The sequence below is a fragment of the Sphingopyxis italica genome, from assembly GCF_011926545.1.
GTDB lineage: Bacteria > Pseudomonadota > Alphaproteobacteria > Sphingomonadales > Sphingomonadaceae > Sphingopyxis > Sphingopyxis italica.
In genome coordinates this window covers 1,548,592-1,565,746 of the sequence record NZ_JAATIT010000001.1, presented here as the reverse complement: position 1 = coordinate 1,565,746, position 17,155 = coordinate 1,548,592, and the positions used below count along the sequence as shown (strand labels likewise).

Below are 17,155 nucleotides of genomic sequence, written 5' to 3'. Positions count from 1 at the left end.
TGTTCGGTGTCAGATCTTGAAGCGCGCACCGAACAGGAAGGTGCGGCCGTAATGATTATTCTCGTAATTGCGGTTCGCTTCGCGGTCGGTGAAGCGATAACGGTAATCGTCGGTCAAATTGGTGCCCTCGATCGACAATTCGATGTTGTCGGTCAGCGCATAGCGGATTGACGCATCGACGTTGAACGAGCTGCCATAACCTTCGAACACATTGTTGTTGCCACTGGTGCTGTCGTTATAGCCCGAACGCCACGCCGCCGAGGTGCGGACCGAGAATTTGCCGTCGTCATAATAGACGGTGGCATTCCACGCGCGTTTCGCAAGCCCGAGCAGCGGCTGGGTGAAGGTGCTGGCGACCGGCGCCTCGAGCCGGTTGTCGTCGGGGTCGTAAGCGAGCGGCCCGCGGATGGCGTAATCGACGTCGCTCTTCACGAAGGTCGTGTTGCCGAGCACGCCGAAGTGGCGCAGCGAATCCGAGAAGACCGAGAAGGGCAGCTGCAGCGACAGCTCGACGCCCTTCAGGCTGGCGCCGGGACCGTTGCCGGTTGTACGGAATTCGAACTCGCGATTGGGATTGCCGCCATCGACGACCGCCTGATAGGCCGGCGTCCCCGGCGTCAGCAGCGACAGCGGCAGCCCGCTCGACGCATAGGTTCCCTGGAGCGACGTGCCGATCGGGAAGCTTTCGATATCCTTTGCGAACAGCGCCACCGACGCGATCGCCCCCGGCGCGAAATACCATTCGGCCGCGAGGTCGAAGGTCGTGGCGCGATAGGGTTCGAGGAACGGGTTGCCCGAGGTGATGCGGAAATTGAACTGGTCGACCGAACCGCCCGGGGTCAGGCTGCCCAGCGTCGGACGCGTGATCACCTTGGCGATCGCGCCGCGCAGGATGATGCTGTCGGTCGGGTGCAGGTTGACGTTGAACGACGGCAGCCAGTCGTCATAGGTCCGGTCGACCGTGACGAAGGTGCCGCTGGTGAAGCCCGATGACGATTGATCGGTCTTGGCATAGCGGACGCCCGCATTGCCCGTCATCCGCATACCGAGCACGTCGGTCTCGAACTCGGCCATGAACCAGCCGCCATAGGTTTTTTCGGTGACGGCGCGCTGGCCGCCCTGCTGAAGCACCGCGGGACGGTTATAAAGATCGATCAGCGCGGTGCCCGCGTCGAGATCGGGAACGATCCAGGCGTTGGTGTTGCCCGACGGCTGCCCGGCGTTGCCGAGTTCGAACAGCTCGGCGATGTCCGACGTGACCGGCAGCCCGCCGGTGCCCGGCGCGCAGGTGAAGGCGCTGCAATAGCTGCTGTCGCGGCGGAAATCGACCGTATCGAAATCGAACCGACGATAGAAGCCGCCGCCGCGCATCTTGAACCGGTCGGCGACGTCCCAGTCGAAATCGGCCGCGAAGGTCTTGAACTTGTTCGTCAGGAAGGACGGGCGGTCGCGGAATTCAGCGAGCACGAAGGACGACGGATCGTCGATGCCGGCGCCGAAGGTCAGCAGCGGATATTTCATGTTCGTATAATCGTAACGATAGCCGGTCGCGTCGACATCGTCGAAAGCGAGCGTCGTTTCGACCGGAATATCGGCTTGCGACTTGGAGATGCCGCCGAGAAGATTGACCGCGAGCGTGTCGGTCAGCCGCTGCTCGAGCCGGCCCGAAATCTGATAGAATTCGGTCTTGCTCTGGCGCGAATAGCGTTCGGTGCGGACATAGACATTGTCGAGGTCGGCGGCGATGAGGTTGTTGTCGCCGTCGATCGTGTAATTCGATACGTCGATCGCTTCCTCTTCGCTGCGCAGCAGCACTTCGCCCCAAAATTCGTCGCGTGTTTCCTTGAAGGTCGAATAGAGGCCGTCGATCGAGATTTTGGTGTTCTCGCTCGGTTCCCACTGGATCGACGCCGTGGCGCCGAGGCGCTCGCGGTCGTGGCTGACGAGGCCATAGCGCGGGATGCGCGGGTGAAAGGCTTCGGCGACCTCGATACAGGCGTCCGACGGGTTGGCGACGAAGTCGGAGCCCGCAAGGCAGGTGACGCCGTCGACGCTGCGGAACGGCGCCTGCGCCCAGCGCACGCTGTTGTTGCCGAGCTCGTGCGTCTTGTAGTCGGCCCAGGCGACCGACGCGGAGACGCCGAAGGTCCGGTCGGCATTGGTCCAGGCGATGAGGCCCGCGAGGCGCGGATCGACGTCCTTGGTCAGATCATTATAGCGCCCCTGCACCGAGGCGACGGCGGTAAAGCCTTCCTTGCCGCCGAGCGGATTGCCGGTGTTGAGATCGACGACTGCGCCGAGCGAGCCTTCGTCGAGCGAGGCCGACGCGGTCTTGTGGACGACGAGCGAGGTGAAAAGCTCCGACGCGAAAACGTTGAAGTCGAACGCGCGATCGCGGTTCGCCGACGCGCCGTCGGTCGAGGTCGCGATCGTTTCCATCCCGTTGAGGCGGACACGGGTGAATTGCGCGCCGAGCCCGCGCACGGTGATCGCGCGGCCTTCGCCGGCGTCGCGCTGGATCGAGATGCCCGGGATGCGCTGAAGCGATTCGGCGAGATTCTGGTCGGGGAATTTGGCGATGTCCTCGGCGACGATGACGTCGACCGCCGCGATCGAGTCGCGCTTCTGGTCGAGCGCCTTGTCGAGCGAGGCGCGGAAACCCGTGACGACGATCTCGTCCTCGCTCGCGACGCTTTCTCCGGCGGCGTCCTGCGCCCAGGCCGGCGACAGCGTCAGCGCGGCAAGCGACGCGCCACACGCCAGCCGGGTCAAAGCGCGTACGCTCCGCATTGCATGAATTTCCATTATCATCCTCCCTTATCGCCCCGTTGCCCCCGCTTGTGCAAGAATGACACCGGTTACTTTGCTGGACGAAGTGATTTGGCTAATCGCTTCATCCGTCGATTTTTCAGAGAGCGATGACGGCCGTCGCTGGACGCGACGAACCGGATCAGACCCTCTCCCTTGGAATTATTTTCTCGTTGACCGATTGGGGTAACCGGTGTCAGGAAGATTGAAGGATACGGGCAGCCGTGTCAATAGTTAAAGAATGGGGAGAGAGATATGCGCCGGAAACCTTGGATAACTGCGCTTTTTCTGGCGCTTGCGATGCCGGCCGCGCCGGCATTGGCGGCGGAAGCCGCCCCATCGGCCTTCCCCGGCGCGGTCGGTCCGGCCGCCGCGACGCCGGGCGGGCGCGGCGGCAAGATCCTGCGCGTGACGACGCTCGCGCCCGATGGCCCCGGGTCGCTGAAGGCGGCGATCGAAACGCCGGGGCCGCGCATCATCGTGTTCGAGGTCGGCGGCGTGATCGACATGGGCCGCAAGACGATCGAGATCAAACATCCCTATCTGACGATCGCCGGGCAAACCGCGCCGGGACCGGGGATCACCCTCATCCGCACCGGCATCGACGTGAAGACGCACGACGTCGTGATGCGCCACCTGCGCGTCTATACCGGCGTCGACGACCAACCGAAGCGCAGCGGGTGGGAAGCCGACACTTTTTCGACCGTCGCGGCGCACAATGTCATCGTCGATCATTGCACCTTCCTGTGGGGGATCGACGAGAATATGTCGGCGTCGGGCCCGCGCTTCACCGGCAAGAGCGTTGCGGAATGGCGTCAGGGGACGAGCCACAACATCAGCTTCTCGAACAATCTCGCCGCCGAGGGCCTCGCCGACGCGAGCCATCCCAAGGGCGAGCATAGCAAGGGGTCGCTGATCCATGACAATGCGACGGGCATCGTCTTTTACCGCAACGTCTGGGCGCATAATGTCGAGCGCAATCCGCTGATCAAGGGGGGCGGACAGGCGCTGATGATCAACAATCTGATCTATAACCCCGGACACCGCGCGGTGCATTATAATCTGATGAACCTCGAATGGGTCGGGCATGATTATGTCGCCGGACAGATCACCGCGATCGGCAATGTCATGCGCGGCGGCAACGACACCGACGAGGGCCTGCCCTTTCTGATGCTCGGCGGCGACGGCGACCTCGAATATTATGGCCGCGACAATCTGGCGGTCGATCGCCACGGCAATGCGCTTCCCGAGTTCGGCCGCTATGGCGAGACGCAAGCGAAACTGATCCGCGCCAAGGCGCCGCTCGCGCCGGTCGGCGGTTATACTATCCTGCCGGTGCGCGATGTCGAAACCGCGCTGCTGGCGACCGCGGGGGCGCGGCCGTGGGCGCGCGATACCGAGGAGATTCGCATCCTCTTCTTCGTCGCCGAGGGGCGCGGCGACATCATCGACGACGAAAAGGAGGTCAGCGCCTATCCGAAGGTCGCAGCGCCGGTGCGCGCGCCCTTCGTCGAAAAGGATTGGAACCTCGCGACGATGGAACCGAAATCGGGCCGTTACCCCGGCCAGACCGCGCCGCTGCCGCAAGAGCATCTGTCGGCGCGCGACCGCGCGTCGCGCGGAGAGGCGCAATGAGCGCACTGCTCGCCGCGTTGCTCGCGAGCGCCGGCGCCGCCCCCGCGATGGTCGTGATCGACGAAGCGGCGACGGTGCGCGAGGAAGCGCCGCCGCATGGGCGAATCGGCATGTCGACCGCGTACCGGATCAGCGACGCCGTCCCCGCACCGCGCAGCTTCGAATTCCGCAAGCGCGCGCTGCACGTCGGCGCCGCGATCGGCGTCCACGCAATCGGCCATGACGAGATTTATTATGTCCTGTCGGGCACCGGCATCGTCCATTCGGACGGCGAGGAGAAGGCGCTGACGGCCGGGACCGCGGCGTGGCTCTACAAGGGCGCCAAGGTCGGCATTCGCCAGACGGGCGGCGAGCCGCTGGTGCTGATTATCGCCTATCCGAACAAGGTGGCTGGGCAATGACCGTCGGCCGCCGCGCGCTGCTGACCGCCGGCCTCGCGCTGCCCTTCGCGAGCGCGGCGGCGCGCGAAGTCTGGACGCGGCCCGCCGGCCTGACCCCCGACGCGAGCATCGCGCTCTGGCCTGAAGCCCATGTCGTTCCGCCTGCGGGGCTTGTCGAAAAGGTCGTGCAGCGGAGCGAGGATCCGAATGCCAGCGACCGGATGCTCGAGGGTATCACGCGCCCGCGGCTCGACATCTTCCGTCCGGCCAAGCCCAATGGCGCGGCGGTGATCCTCGCGCCCGGCGGCGGCTATCGCTATGTCGTGGTCGACAAGGAAGGCTATGAACTCGCGCGCTGGCTGAAGGAACGCGGCGTTACCGTCTATGTCCTCTTCTATCGCCTGCCCGGCGACGGCTGGACGAACGGCGCCGACGTGCCGCTCGCCGATGCGCAGCGCGCGGTGCGGCTGGTGCGCAGCCGCGCGAAGATCGACCGGATCGATCCGGCGCGCGTCGCCTTCGGCGGCTTTTCGGCGGGCGGACAGGTCGCGACGAGCCTGCTCACGCGCTTTGACGCGAAGGTCTATGCGCCGGTCGATGCGGCCGACGCGTTGTCCGCGCGCCCCGATGCGCTCGCCGCCATTTACCCCGTCGTGTCGATGGACCCCGCGATCGCCCATGCGATGAGCCGCGAAAAGCTGATCGGGACGGATGCCGGTGCGGCGCGCGAAAAACTCTACTCGCCCGAACGCAATGTCCGCGCCGACCAGCCGCCGCTCTGGCTGCTCCACGCCGAGGATGATGATGTCGTGAAGGTCGAAAACAGCGCCCGGCTACGCGAAGCGACGCGCAGCGTCGGCGCGCCGGTCGAAGCCCATTTCTTCGAGCGCGGCGGGCATGGCTTCGGGCTGATGAAGAGCGCGGGCCTGCCCGTTGCGATCTGGCCCGAGCTGCTGTGGAACTGGCTCGGAAGCCACACGATCGTTTGACACCCCGTCATGTCCCAGGCTGGATGTAGGGCACACGCGCGAACAGCTCGCGTTCCCACTGGCGCGGATCATTTTCGACACGGCTTGCGGTATCGAAAATCATCGTCTGGCGCTTGGCCAGATCATAGGCAGGCCAACCCGGATCGCCGGTGTGCGCGAAGCGGACGAAGGCGTCCATGACGCGGTCGCTCATCGCCTGCTGCGCCGGGGTCGGATCGGGCATCGTGCCGAAGCTGAGACCGATATCGTCGGTGTGCTTCGCGTCCTCGAAATCGAGCTGATAGACGAAAGCCGGCGCCCCGGCACGGGCGCGCGCTTCGGCCTCCTCGACCTGCCCGCGCCAGCTGCGTGCGGCGGTGACGATACGGTGGAACAGTTCGAGCGGTTCGGTTTTCGGGTAACGCGCGCGAAACTCTCCCACCACCCATTCGGGATGGATGTCGATCCGCATCTCGGGCGCGATCCTGGCGGCGAGATTGTCGAAGTCGAGCCCCGCAAGCTGCTTGCCATCGGGCGCATAAAAAGCGCGCGTTTCCATCACCGTGTTGCCGAGCATCATCGGAATGCCGAGCGACTGCGGCGCGGCGTCGGGCCAGAAGGGGTGGCGCGTCAGATGCTTCATGTCTAGCACCGGCCCCATATAGACCGAGCCGCCGAGGATCGGGTCGGTCGCCGACAGCGCCGCGACGAGTTGCTCGACGGGGGCTGTCGCGGGGTCGACGCCCTGCCCCAGCTTGGCCAAAAACGCCTGCGCGCGCTTCGTCGCGTTGAGCGGGCCCGAGGCGGTGACCTGCTGCCCGCTCATCGTGATCGCCTTGTGGAACAGGCTCTTCGCTTGCGGCATCGCCATCAGGGTCGCGATCTTCGCGCCGCCGCCCGACTGGCCGAAGACGGTGACGTTGCCCGGGTCGCCGCCGAAGGCCGCGATGTTGCGCTCGATCCATTGCAGCGCCGCGATCAAGTCGAGCTGTCCCGCGTTTCCGCTGTCGGGAAAGCGCGGATCGAGCCGAGCGAGATAGAGATAGCCGAACGCGTTGAGGCGGTGGTTAACGGTCACCACGACGACGTCGCCGCGCGCCGCGAGCTTTGCGCCATCATTGACCGGGTCGGTCACGCTGCCGGCCGAATAGGCGCCACCGTGGAAATAGACCATGACGGGGCGCTTCGCCGCTTTCTCAATGCCCGGCGTCCAGACGTTGAGGAACAGGCAATCCTCGCTTTGCGGCCGATAGCGGTCGCCCCTTTGCGGGCAGGCGGGGCCGAAGCCACCCCCGGTCATCTGCTCGGCGCGGCGAACCGCGACCGGCGCGCAGAAGCGCTCCGCGCGGGCATAGCGGATGCCTGCATAGCAATAGACTTCGGGCGGCGCATTGTGCCAGCTTCGGCTGCGATATTCGCCATCGGGCGCCTTGAGCCGGCGCGTCGCGACATACTCCTCCTGCGCTGCGATCGCCGGCCGGGCGGCGGCGGATGCCGCCAGCGCGATGCCGCCCGCCAGAACAGCGCGGCGGCCGATCGTGTCAGCGCCGGACATCGAGCCCGCCGCCGTGGAAGACGTCGATGTCACCCTGTCCGAAGCGGCTCGCATCGCCGGGCAGCGAATGTTTGAGGCAGGTGAGCGCGAGGCCCGATTCGGCCATCGCGCGTGCATCGCCGCCACCGAGATGCGCGTGCAGCACGCCCGCGGCAAAGGCGTCGCCCGCCCCGATGCGGTCGACGATGCCGGTGACGTCGATCTCGGCGGTCTGGTGGCAGGAGTTGCGAAGGTCGACGCGCGCCGCGATCCGGTGATGGTCGGCGGTGGCCGTATGGCGCGCGGTCGAGGCGATGAGCTTGAGGTCGGGGAAGGCGGCAAAACCCGCTTCGGCGGCTTCGCGGCGCCGGTCCGCGCCCTCGCCGCTGAATTCGCGCCCGAGCACGAGCGACAGGTCGCGGTGGTTGCCGAAGAGGATGTCGGCGCTGCCGATCAGTTCGGAGAGGATCGTGCGCGGGTCGCTGTCCCACGCCTCCCACAGCATCGCGCGATAATTGCCGTCGAAGCTGACGGGCACCCCGAGCCGCTTCGCCGCGCGCGCTGCGCCGAGCGCCGCCTCGGCCGAGCGCGGCCCGAGTGCGGGAGTGATGCCCGAGAGGTGGAGCAGGCCGGCGCCCTCGAGCAATCCGTCGAAGTCATAATCCTCCGCCCCGGTCGCCGCGAAGCTCGATCCGGCGCGGTCGTAGACGATTTCCGAAGCGCGCAGCCCCGCGCCGACGCTGAGGAAATAAAGCCCCATGCGCCCCGGATGAAGCGTGACGGCGGCGCAGTCGACGCCCGCGCCGCGCACCGCCGCCACCGCGCCGCGGCCCAGTGCGTTCGAGGGAATTTTGCTCACCATCGCGCAGTCGTGACCGAGGTGCGCGAGGCCGATCGCGACATTGGCCTCGGCGCCGCCGACGTGAAGCGACAGCGACGGCGACTGCATGAGCAGTTCATTGCCCGGCGCGTTCAGGCGGATCAGAAGTTCGCCGAAAAAGACAAGGCGACCGTTCAAGATGACGTCCTTCCCCAAATCCGTTCGTGCTGAGCTTGTCGAAGCACCGTTCTTCCTTCCGGCCATTCAAGATGAGGACAGCCCTTCGACAAGCTCAGGGCGAACGGAAATTTTTGAGGCGCTTCTCGTTATCGCGCGAGCCAGCCGCCGTCGACGGCGAGGATATGGCCCTGAACATAGTCCGACGCCGACGACGCGAGGAACACCGCGGCGCCGCCGATATCGCTGGGATCGCCCCAGCGCCCCGCGGGGATGCGCTCCATGATCTGGCGGTTGCGCGTCTCGTCGCCCTGTAGCGCGGCGGTGTTGTTCGTCGCGATATAGCCGGGCGCGATCGCATTGACCTGCACGCCCTTCGCCGCCCATTCGTTCGCGAGCAGCTTGGTCAGCCCGCCGACGCCCGACTTCGACGCGGTATAGCTCGGCACGCGAATGCCGCCCTGAAAGGTCAGCATCGAGGCGATGTTGATGATCTTTCCCGAACCGCGCGCGATCATATGACGGCCGACGCTCTGGCAGAGAAAAAAGAGCGTCTTCAAATTGGTGTCCATCACCGCGTCCCAGTCGGCCTCGGTGAAGTCGACCGCGTCGGCGCGGCGGATGATGCCGGCATTGTTGACGAGGATGTCGATGCGGCCGAACTCAGCGAGCACCGCGTCGACGAGCGGCTGCACCGCGCCGACGCTCGACAGGTCGGCGGCGAAATTTTCGCCTTTCCGGCCGAGCCCGCGTATCTTGCCGACGGTCTCGTCGGCGGGCGAGCGGCCCGCGGCGGCGATGTCGGCGCCGGCTTCGGCGAGCGCGAGCGCGATCCCCTGCCCGATGCCGGTGTTGGCGCCGGTGACGAGTGCGACTTTTCCCGTGAGGTCGAAAACGCCGGGCATCAGGACAGCTGACAGATGTCGAGGACGTTCATGTCGGTATAATCCTGATTCTCGCCCGCCATCGCCCAGATGAAGGCATAGGATTTGGTGCCCGCGCCCATATGGATCGACCAGGGCGGACTGATCACCGCTTCCTCATTCTGCATGACGATGTGGCGCGTCGCCTCGCCCTCGCCCATGAAGTGCATCACGCGGTCGGTATCGACATTGTCGAGCTCGAAATAGAAATAAATCTCGCTGCGCCGCTCGTGAATGTGCGGCGGCATCGTGTTCCACACGCTGCCTTCCTTGAGCACGGTCAGGCCCATGACGAGCTGCGCGCTGTCGCACACGCCCGGAATCACGAGTTGGAAGATCGTGCGCTCGTTCGATTCGGCGAGGCTGCCACGATCGAGCGCATTGGCGTCGGCGATGCCGAGCTTGCGCGTCGTGAACGCCTTGTGCGCCGGGCACGACGCCAGATAGAAACGCGCGCCCTGCCCTGCGAAGGTGACGTCTTTCGCGCCCATCGTCACATAGAGGCAATCCTTGTTGCCCAGCGTGAAGCTCTCGCCGTCGACGGTGACCGTGCCTTCGACCAACGAGACGTTGACGATGGCGAGCTCGCGGCGTTCGAGGAAGGGGTGGCCCGCAGCCGAAGGCGGCTCGCTTTGCGCCGGCAGCTTGACCGGCGCCGAACCGACGGCGACGCCGCCGATCACGAAGCGGTCGGCGTGGGTGTAGTTGAGGACGCATTCCCCCTCGCGGAACAGATTCTGGATGAGGTAGCGATCGCGCAGCTCGGCGTTCGACACCTCTTCCATCATCACGGGGTGGGTGGCGTAATAGGTCTTGGAAAACATGGGATCGCATCCTCGCTCGAGATTTCTGGCTTGCCGCCTTGCTAGTTTTGATGGTAACCGGTGTCAAGGGGTGTTGGCGCCCGCGCCGGGCAGTTGATTTTACCCGTTCGAGCGCCCATCAACAAATAAAGCGCGAGCCTGGCCAGAGGCCCCGCAGGGGAAAGAGCGAATATGGCGGCACAGAATAAGGGGCCGGGGGGCAAGCAGCCGACGATCAACGATGTCGCGGCCCTTGCGGGAGTGTCGAAAAAGACCGTGAGCCGGGTGATCAACCGGTCCGAATTCCTGACCGACAAGACGCGCGCGGCGGTCGAAAAGGCGATCGAACAGCTCGGCTTCGTTCCCAATCCGCAGGCGCGCGCGCTTGCCTTTCGCCGTAACTTCCTGATCGCGCTGCTCCACGACAATCCGAACGCGCAGACGGTGCTGAACTTCCAGCGCGGGGTGCTCGACGCGATCAAGGACAGCGACCTCGCGCTGCTCGTCCGCCCCGTCGACCGCGGGTCGGACAAGATGCTTGAGGACGTCCGCACCTTCCTCGAAAAGCAGCGGCCGATCGGCGCGATGCTGCTGCCGCCGATCTCGGAAAATGACGATCTCGCCGCGCTCTGCGAGGATCTCGGCGTGCGCTATGTCCGCATCGGGTCGGCGCGGATCGACGATGCCAAGCATTGCATCTCGTCGAACGACCGCGAGGTCGTCGCCGAGGCGGTGCGCGGGCTCCTCGCATTCGGCCACCGCCGTATCGGCTTCGTGCGCGGCCCCGTCGGCTTCCGCTCGGCGGCCGAGCGCGAAGAGGGGTTCCGCGAGGCGCTCGCCCAGGCGGGGCTTGAGCTTGCCGCCGAACTCTATGCGCCAGGCAATTATCGCTACACCGCGGGGATCGAGGCGGGCGAGGCGCTTCTGTCGCTCAGCGCGCCGCCGACCGCGGTCTTCTGTTCGAACGACGAGATGGCGGCTGGGCTGATGAGCGTCGCGCACAGCAAGGGCATCAAGGTGCCCGGCGAACTGTCGATCATCGGCTTCGACGACAGCCCGACCGCGACGCATATCTGGCCCGCGCTCAGCACGGTGCGCTGGCCGATCCGCGAAATGGGCATCCGCGCTGCCCAGACGCTCGTTCCCGATTTCCTCGGGCCGGGCGCCAAGGCGGCAGGCGACGAGAGCAATGTGCTCGCCTCGACCTTCGTCGAGCGCCAGTCGGTCGCTGCGCCGCCGGGGCGTTAGGCGTCAGCGCCGGCGGCGCGCGAGCTGATATTCGTATAGCGACGGCGCGGCGTCGACCGCCTGCCCTGTGCCTTCGATATAAGGCGCAGGATTGTAGCTGACCCGGATCTTCCGGTTTGCGTGCAGCCCGACGATCCGCTCGCCCGGCCCTTCGAGCCCGCTCGTGATCGCCACCGTCGCGTCGGCGGGAATGTTTTCGGGCATCACCAGCTTCGCATTCCATAACGTATTGTAGAGGCCATGCCCCGGCTTCCAATAAGGCGCGCCGCCGCCGACCCAGAGCTGATACTGCCAGCCGTCCTTGCCCTGTTCGGGATCGATGTGCATCTCGATCGCGTCGAACAGATTCTGATGGTTCGACCCGCTGTGCTGATCGATGATCGCATCGCGGTCGACGACCGAGCGCAGGAACACCGAGCGCGTCGAGCGCGTGTTGATGCTGACCGGGTGGACCACCGGATTCGCAACCTTCAAATTTTTGACGAGCACATTGTGCACCGCGCCGACATGCACCGAATAATGCGCGCGGCGGTCGCCCGTCGTTATGATGTCGGCGATCGTCAGGCTCGCCGCATTGTCGGTGAGGATGCCGCTGTCCGACCGGTCGATCGTCAGCCCGCTTATCCAGCCGTCGAACACGCCGGTCATATAGATGCCGTTATAACCCTGCTCCAGATGATGGCCGAACGCCGGCGCCTCGGGGAACTGCAGCCGCATATTCTGGATGCCGACGTTTGAGAGATGCTTCCAATCGGCGACGACCGCGGGCTGGTCCGCGCGAACGTCGTGAAGCAAGGGATCGCCGAGCGTCACCGTTCGCCCGCGCACGGCAGTAACACGCGTCGCCTGCACGACGACCGGCCGGTTGGGCGAGGTCCAGTGGTGCGAGCCGATCGGCAGGTCGGTGTCGCCATAGAGCGATTTCAATATCTGGCTCTTTGGTCCGTCGACCGAAAACCATTGAACCTGGACGACATCGCCGACCTTGAGCTTCGCCGCGTCGTCGACCGTCAGCGTGCGGGTGAATTGCTTGCCCGACACACCGGTCGCGAGCACCGGGTCGCGCACGTCCTTCGCCGCGTCATAGGAGACCGGCCGGCTGCCCTCAGGCGCGACGCGGATCATCCCGCCCGCCCAGCTATATTCGGTGAACAGATAATCGATATTATGCTCGGGCTCGACCTGCTGCTTCTTTTCGCGCACCAGATATTCGCGCAGCTCGTCATAATCGTGGCTCTGGTCGATCAGCTTCAGCGGGCGCGGAAACCAGAGCTCGCTGCCGCCGGGGCCGTCGCCCGCACCGTCGAGGACGATGTCGCTACGCGCGATCCGCAGCACCTCGGTGATCTGCGTGCGCCCCTTCGGGAAACGCAGCGTCACCTTGCCCTTCACCGCATTGGCGGCGGCAAGCGCGCGGAGCACCGCCTTGGTATCGTCGAGCCCGTCGTCGGGGATCGCGCCATGGTCGGTCACCTCGATAACCGTCCCGGCATCGGCGGGGATAGGCGCGAGGCCGAAGCCATAACCCGCATAGCTGAAGTCGGGCAGCGGATTCGCCGCCGCCGTCGCGGGGTCCGAGAGGATTTTGGGCAATTTCCCTGCCTGCGCCTGCGCCTGCGCGGGAAAAATCAGCGCCGCGCCCAGCGCCAAAACCGAAACGAGGCGCGCACGCCGACCAACCGAAACCACCACCCGATAACTCCTTGTGACCTCTAAAACTTCGCGCGCACCCCGACCGAGAAACGCCGCTCGGACAGGGCATAGCTGTTGAGCGCGGTCGGGTTGAAATTGCTATACTCGCTCGTCGCCGATTTCTTCGGCATCAGATTCTGCGCCTGAAGCGACAGCGCGATATTCGGGGTGATGTCGACCCCGAGCTGCGCGTCGAGCTGCGAGCGCGAACCGACGAAGCTCGGGCGTCCTTGCGAAAATTCGAACACCGCCTCGTCGCGATAATTATAGGCGATGCGCGCCGAAAATGGCCCCTTCTCGTACAGGCCGACGAGGTTGTAGCTGTTCTTCGACACCGCGACGAGCGGGAAGCCGGCATTATCCTCGGCATCCGAGTAAGTGTAGTTGGCGATCACGCCGAAGCCGTCGAGCGGCGAGGGCAGGAAGTCCATGAACTGCTGGATGCCGATCTCGAATCCCTTGATCTTGGCGCTCGCCAGATTTTCGGGGCGCGAGAAGGTCAGCTCGCGGCCTTGATCGTCGAGATCGAGATCGACTCCGGTGGTGACGAAGCTCGCGATGAAATTCTTGACGTCCTTGTAGAAGACCGCGCCCGAGATCAGCGAGCTTTTCCCCGTATAATATTCGAAGCTGACATCGGCCTGCGTCGCGATCGGCGGTTCGAGATTCACATTGCCGCCGGTGACCGACAGGTTGGTCGCGTTGAAGAAGGTCGACGGCGCGAGGTCGGCGATCGAGGCGCGCTGCATCGTCTGCGACCCCGACACGCGGATCAGGAAATCGTCGGTGACGTTGAAGGCGATGTTCGCGCTCGGCAGTATATTGGTGTAGCGATTCCGGTCGTTGCGCAGCGTGCTGACCGCGCCGACATTGACATAGCTGTCGACCGACAGGCGGGTCGACGCGATACGCACCCCGGCGTTGGCCTTGTACGATATGCCCGCGATCTCGCCCTCGCCCGACACCATCAGATAGCCCGCGAGCGTTTTTTCGCTGAAGTCATAGTCGCGCTGGAGGTTGGGGAGCAGGGTCGAGCGGCCGTCGGGATCGGGATTGGGCTGCGCCGCCTGCCCACGATTGAAAACATAGTCGTAGGTGGGCGCGGTGCTCAGGAAGCTGTTCGGGAAAGTGCCCGGAATGTCGGACAGGAAGTCGCCCGCATCGACCCCCCGCAGATAGGGCTCGATCTCTTCGCGGGTCGGGGTGACCTGGCTGCGGAAAGCGTTCGAGCGCGCGTGGAGATCGGTGTAGCGCACCCCCGCCGCGATCGTGACGCCGCCGCCGGCTTCGTAAGCGACGTCGAGCTTGCCGGTCCATTCCTCGAGCAGGCCGAGCAGGCGGTTGCTGCGCACGCCATTGTTCGCGGGGTTGTAGGAAGCGTAATCGGCCGGGTCGAACGTCCCGCCGAGCGTCAGCGAGGGAATGGTAACGTCGCGGAAATCGAACGCGCCAGGAACTGCCGCCGTCCCTTGCAAGGTGATGATCTGGATCGTCTGGTCGATCGTGCCCTTGCTGTAATAGCCGTCGGCCTCGATCGTCAGCCCGTCGCTCTCATATTTGCCGTTGAGCCCATAGAGAAAGCTTTCGGTCGGCTCGTTGCGGATCTGCCCCGCGGTGGTGACGGTGCCGTTCGCATCGCCCGCGACGACCATGCCGTTCTCGACGACGGGGTTGGCCACCGGATTGGCGCCGGTGGGCAGGCGGAAGGCGAAGAAATCCTGTCGGCGCCCGGTCTTGAGCTTCGAATAGAGCGCGTCGGCGGTGACCGTGAATTCGGGGGTGACTTCGAACTGGATCGCGCCGTTGAGGCCGAGCCGCGAGCGGTCGACGGTGAATTGTTCATATTGCAGCAGCACCGGCGTCTGCTGAACCGTCGTCGTCCCGCCGGCGGTATAATTGCGGTCGAGGAAATTGTTGCGTTCGAACGCCTGCGTCGTCGAGGTGCGCTTCTGATATTCGCCCGCTAGCATGACGCCGATGCGGCCGTCGGCGAACTTGGTCGTCGCGAAACCGGTGATCGCGGGTTCGAACTTGTCGCTATTCTCCGAATAGACGCCCTGCGCGCGCAGCGAAATCGTCGGCTCCTTGAAGTTCAGCGGCTTCGGGGTGACCAGGTTGACCGTACCCCCGAGCCCGCCCTCGGCCTGACTCGCGAGCGGCGATTTGCGGACTTCGAGGCGGCCGAACAGGCTCGACGGCACCGAGTCGAGCCCCGACGAGCGGCCGAGCTGGTCGTTTTCGGGCGGCGACAGCCGCGCCGACCAGCCGAGAAGCGTGCGGCCGTCGACTTCGACGCGAACCTGTTGCAGTCCGCGCACCGACACCGACTGGCCTTCGCCGAAGACGCGGGTGATCTGGACGCCGGTGACGCGCTGGAGCGCCTCGGCGACGTTGGCGTCGGGAAGCTTGCCCACGTCTTCGGCGGTGATGACGTCGAGAAGCTGATCGGCCTCGCGCTTGATGTCGGCCCCCTGTGCGAGCGAAGCGCGGATGCCGGTGACGACGATCGCATCCTCTTCAGTCTGCGCGGCCGCCGCATCCTGCGCATGCACGGGCGTTATCGCCAGCGCGGCGAGCGATGCGCCGCCCGCGAGCTTCGCCACTATTCCAATGCCTCGTCTTGCCTGAATAGCCATGTCCATCCTCCCACCTTGGCCCGGGCCTGCAGCCCACGCCCCATTTCCCACGGATCGCGACCAGGGCTGGCTTCGGAGCCGACCGGCCGTCATCTTTATGTTTCATTGTCCGGCTTCGGTAACCGGTGTCACGAATGATGCGGGAAAGAGCGAGTTGCTGTCAAGCAAAAATTGTATGACAACTATCCCATTGGTATGACAACTTTGCGGATCGGAAACCTCGTCACAGGCGCGGCGGAAAAATTGTCGCAAATTGTCGCATCGCGTCCATGGGGCTTGCCAGCGCGGGGGCAATCGGCTGAATAGGCGCCAATCCTCCCCCGTTCCGACTTGAAACGAGACTAACCCCATGCTGGACAAGAGGCCGCTGCTTCGTGCCGGAGCCCTGTGTGCCATCGCCCTGTCGCTTGCCGCCTGCTCCGCCGAAGAGGACAGGGGCGGTCGCGGCGCGCCCGAGGTCGGCTATGTCACCGCCGCCGTCCAGCCGGTGCCCGTCACCACCTCGCTCGGCGGACGCACCGTCGCTTATGAAACGAGCGAAGTGCGGCCGCAGGTGAACGGCCTGATCCGCCGCCGCCTGTTTACCGAGGGAAGCCTGGTGCGCGCCGGCGAGCCGCTCTACCAGATCGACGCGCGCCTCTATCAGGCCGGGGTCGATCAGGCGGCCGCGAACCTTGCGAGCGCGCGGGCGAGCGCCGAGGCGGCCGAGGAACGCGCGCGCCGCCTCGAACCGCTCGCCAAGATGCAGGCGGTCGCCGAACAGGATTATACCGACGCGCTCGCGCAGGCGCGGATGGCGCGCGCCGCGGTCGCGCAAAACGCCGCCGCGCTCGAAACCGCGCGCATCAACCTGCGCTTCGCGACGATCGCCGCACCGATCAGCGGCCGCATCGGACGCAGCCTCGTCACCCCGGGCGCACTGGTCAGCGCGAGCCAGGCGACCCCGCTCGCGGTGATCCAGCAGACCGACCCGATGTTCGTCGATATGCAACAGTCGAGCGCCGAGCTCACCGCGCTGCGCCAGGCGATCGAAAGCGGCGGGGTCACCGCCGGCAGCACGTCGGTGCGCCTGCGCCTCGAGGACGGCAGCCGCTATGGTTTTGCCGGGACGGTCCAGTTTTCGGACGTCACGGTCAACGAAGCGACCGGCACCGTGACGCTGCGCGCGCGTTTCCCCAATCCCAAGGGCGTGCTCTTGCCCGGCATGTTCGTGACCGCGATGTTCGACCAGGCGGTGAACCCGTCGGCGATCCTGCTGCCGCAGCCGGCCGTGCAGCGCGATTTCGACGGTTCGGCCTTCGTCTATCTCGTCGGCAAGGACAATAAGGCGGTGCGGCGCAAGATCGTCGCCGACCGCACCTCGGGCGCCAACTGGGTCGTCACCGAGGGGCTGAAACCCGGCGAACGCGTCATCTCGCAGGGGATCGGAAACCTGCGGCAGGGCGCGGCGATCCGCCCCGTGCCGGCGAGCAGCGCGCAGCGCGTCGGCGCGCCGAAAGGCGAAAGCGCCAAGGCGAAGGGCAAGTAGCGC

General features: G+C 65.5%; 12 protein-coding genes. 5 read left to right on the top strand and 7 right to left on the bottom strand.

All coding sequences use genetic code 11. The annotated features are described in order from the left end of the window. Positions 1-9: 9 nt before the first annotated feature. On the bottom strand, positions 10-2,805 hold the full coding sequence (locus tag GGR90_RS07260; protein ID WP_167920655.1) for a TonB-dependent receptor: 2,796 nt from the start codon (positions 2,803-2,805) through the stop codon (positions 10-12). Between the two features lie 258 nt (positions 2,806-3,063). On the opposite strand from GGR90_RS07260, the gene GGR90_RS07255 reads away from it, so the two are divergent. The 3 genes from GGR90_RS07255 to GGR90_RS07245 are packed head-to-tail and all read left to right on the top strand — an operon-like array spanning position 3,064 to position 5,812. After that, positions 3,064-4,443, top strand: a complete 1,380-nt coding sequence (locus GGR90_RS07255) for a pectate lyase family protein (protein WP_167920654.1) — start codon at positions 3,064-3,066, stop codon at positions 4,441-4,443. Beyond that, positions 4,440-4,844: a cupin domain-containing protein gene (locus GGR90_RS07250; protein ID WP_209023580.1), complete on the top strand. Its 405-nt coding sequence runs from the start codon at positions 4,440-4,442 to the stop codon at positions 4,842-4,844. Before GGR90_RS07255 ends, GGR90_RS07250 begins: the two co-directional genes overlap by 4 nt. Continuing rightward, entirely contained in the window at positions 4,841-5,812 is a 972-nt protein-coding gene (locus GGR90_RS07245; RefSeq protein ID WP_167920653.1) for an alpha/beta hydrolase, read from the top strand. The genes GGR90_RS07250 and GGR90_RS07245 overlap by 4 nt, the downstream gene beginning before the upstream one ends. A gap of 7 nt (positions 5,813-5,819) precedes the next feature. Here the strand turns inward: GGR90_RS07245 and GGR90_RS07240 are convergent, their stop codons facing one another. From GGR90_RS07240 to kduI, 4 genes are all read right to left on the bottom strand, one after another. Continuing rightward, positions 5,820-7,346 (bottom strand): carboxylesterase/lipase family protein, encoded by a 1,527-nt coding sequence (locus GGR90_RS07240; protein ID WP_167920652.1) that lies wholly within the window; start codon positions 7,344-7,346, stop codon positions 5,820-5,822. Next, entirely contained in the window at positions 7,333-8,343 is a 1,011-nt protein-coding gene (locus GGR90_RS07235) for a sugar kinase (protein ID WP_245198428.1), read from the bottom strand. The genes GGR90_RS07240 and GGR90_RS07235 overlap by 14 nt, the downstream gene beginning before the upstream one ends. Positions 8,344-8,471: 128 nt before the next feature. Beyond that, positions 8,472-9,227: a 2-dehydro-3-deoxy-D-gluconate 5-dehydrogenase KduD gene (gene kduD / locus GGR90_RS07230; protein ID WP_167920650.1), complete on the bottom strand. Its 756-nt coding sequence runs from the start codon at positions 9,225-9,227 to the stop codon at positions 8,472-8,474. Then, the gene (gene kduI / locus GGR90_RS07225; RefSeq protein ID WP_167920649.1) at positions 9,227-10,069 is read right to left on the bottom strand and encodes a 5-dehydro-4-deoxy-D-glucuronate isomerase; all 843 of its coding nucleotides are present in this window, start codon (positions 10,067-10,069) and stop codon (positions 9,227-9,229) included. The genes kduD and kduI overlap by 1 nt, the downstream gene beginning before the upstream one ends. 171 nt (positions 10,070-10,240) lie before the next feature. On the opposite strand from kduI, the gene GGR90_RS07220 reads away from it, so the two are divergent. Then, positions 10,241-11,296, top strand: a complete 1,056-nt coding sequence (locus GGR90_RS07220; protein ID WP_167920648.1) for a LacI family DNA-binding transcriptional regulator — start codon at positions 10,241-10,243, stop codon at positions 11,294-11,296. A gap of 3 nt (positions 11,297-11,299) precedes the next feature. Here the strand turns inward: GGR90_RS07220 and GGR90_RS07215 are convergent, their stop codons facing one another. Beyond that, positions 11,300-12,988 carry a hypothetical protein gene (locus GGR90_RS07215; RefSeq protein WP_167920647.1) on the bottom strand — a complete coding sequence of 563 codons (1,689 nt, stop codon included), beginning with the start codon at positions 12,986-12,988 and terminating at the stop codon, positions 11,300-11,302. A 20-nt stretch (positions 12,989-13,008) separates the two neighbouring features. Further along, the gene (locus tag GGR90_RS07210; protein WP_167920646.1) at positions 13,009-15,591 is read right to left on the bottom strand and encodes a TonB-dependent receptor; all 2,583 of its coding nucleotides are present in this window, start codon (positions 15,589-15,591) and stop codon (positions 13,009-13,011) included. A gap of 382 nt (positions 15,592-15,973) precedes the next feature. Here GGR90_RS07210 and GGR90_RS07205 point away from each other — a divergent pair, with 382 nt between their 5' ends. Then, positions 15,974-17,152, top strand: a complete 1,179-nt coding sequence (locus tag GGR90_RS07205) for an efflux RND transporter periplasmic adaptor subunit (RefSeq protein WP_167920645.1) — start codon at positions 15,974-15,976, stop codon at positions 17,150-17,152. Positions 17,153-17,155 lie beyond the last annotated feature (3 nt).

Coding starts and splice junctions, on each gene's coding strand:
- GGR90_RS07240 (WP_167920652.1), bottom strand. CDS start 7,346: ATGTCCGGCGCTGACACGATCGGCCGCCGCGCTGTTCTGGCGGGCGGC.
- GGR90_RS07260 (WP_167920655.1), bottom strand. CDS start 2,805: ATGGAAATTCATGCAATGCGGAGCGTACGCGCTTTGACCCGGCTGGCG.
- GGR90_RS07255 (WP_167920654.1), top strand. CDS start 3,064: ATGCGCCGGAAACCTTGGATAACTGCGCTTTTTCTGGCGCTTGCGATG.
- GGR90_RS07205 (WP_167920645.1), top strand. CDS start 15,974: ATGCTGGACAAGAGGCCGCTGCTTCGTGCCGGAGCCCTGTGTGCCATC.
- kduD (WP_167920650.1), bottom strand. CDS start 9,227: ATGCCCGGCGTTTTCGACCTCACGGGAAAAGTCGCACTCGTCACCGGC.
- kduI (WP_167920649.1), bottom strand. CDS start 10,069: ATGTTTTCCAAGACCTATTACGCCACCCACCCCGTGATGATGGAAGAG.
- GGR90_RS07245 (WP_167920653.1), top strand. CDS start 4,841: ATGACCGTCGGCCGCCGCGCGCTGCTGACCGCCGGCCTCGCGCTGCCC.
- GGR90_RS07220 (WP_167920648.1), top strand. CDS start 10,241: ATGGCGGCACAGAATAAGGGGCCGGGGGGCAAGCAGCCGACGATCAAC.
- GGR90_RS07250 (WP_209023580.1), top strand. CDS start 4,440: ATGAGCGCACTGCTCGCCGCGTTGCTCGCGAGCGCCGGCGCCGCCCCC.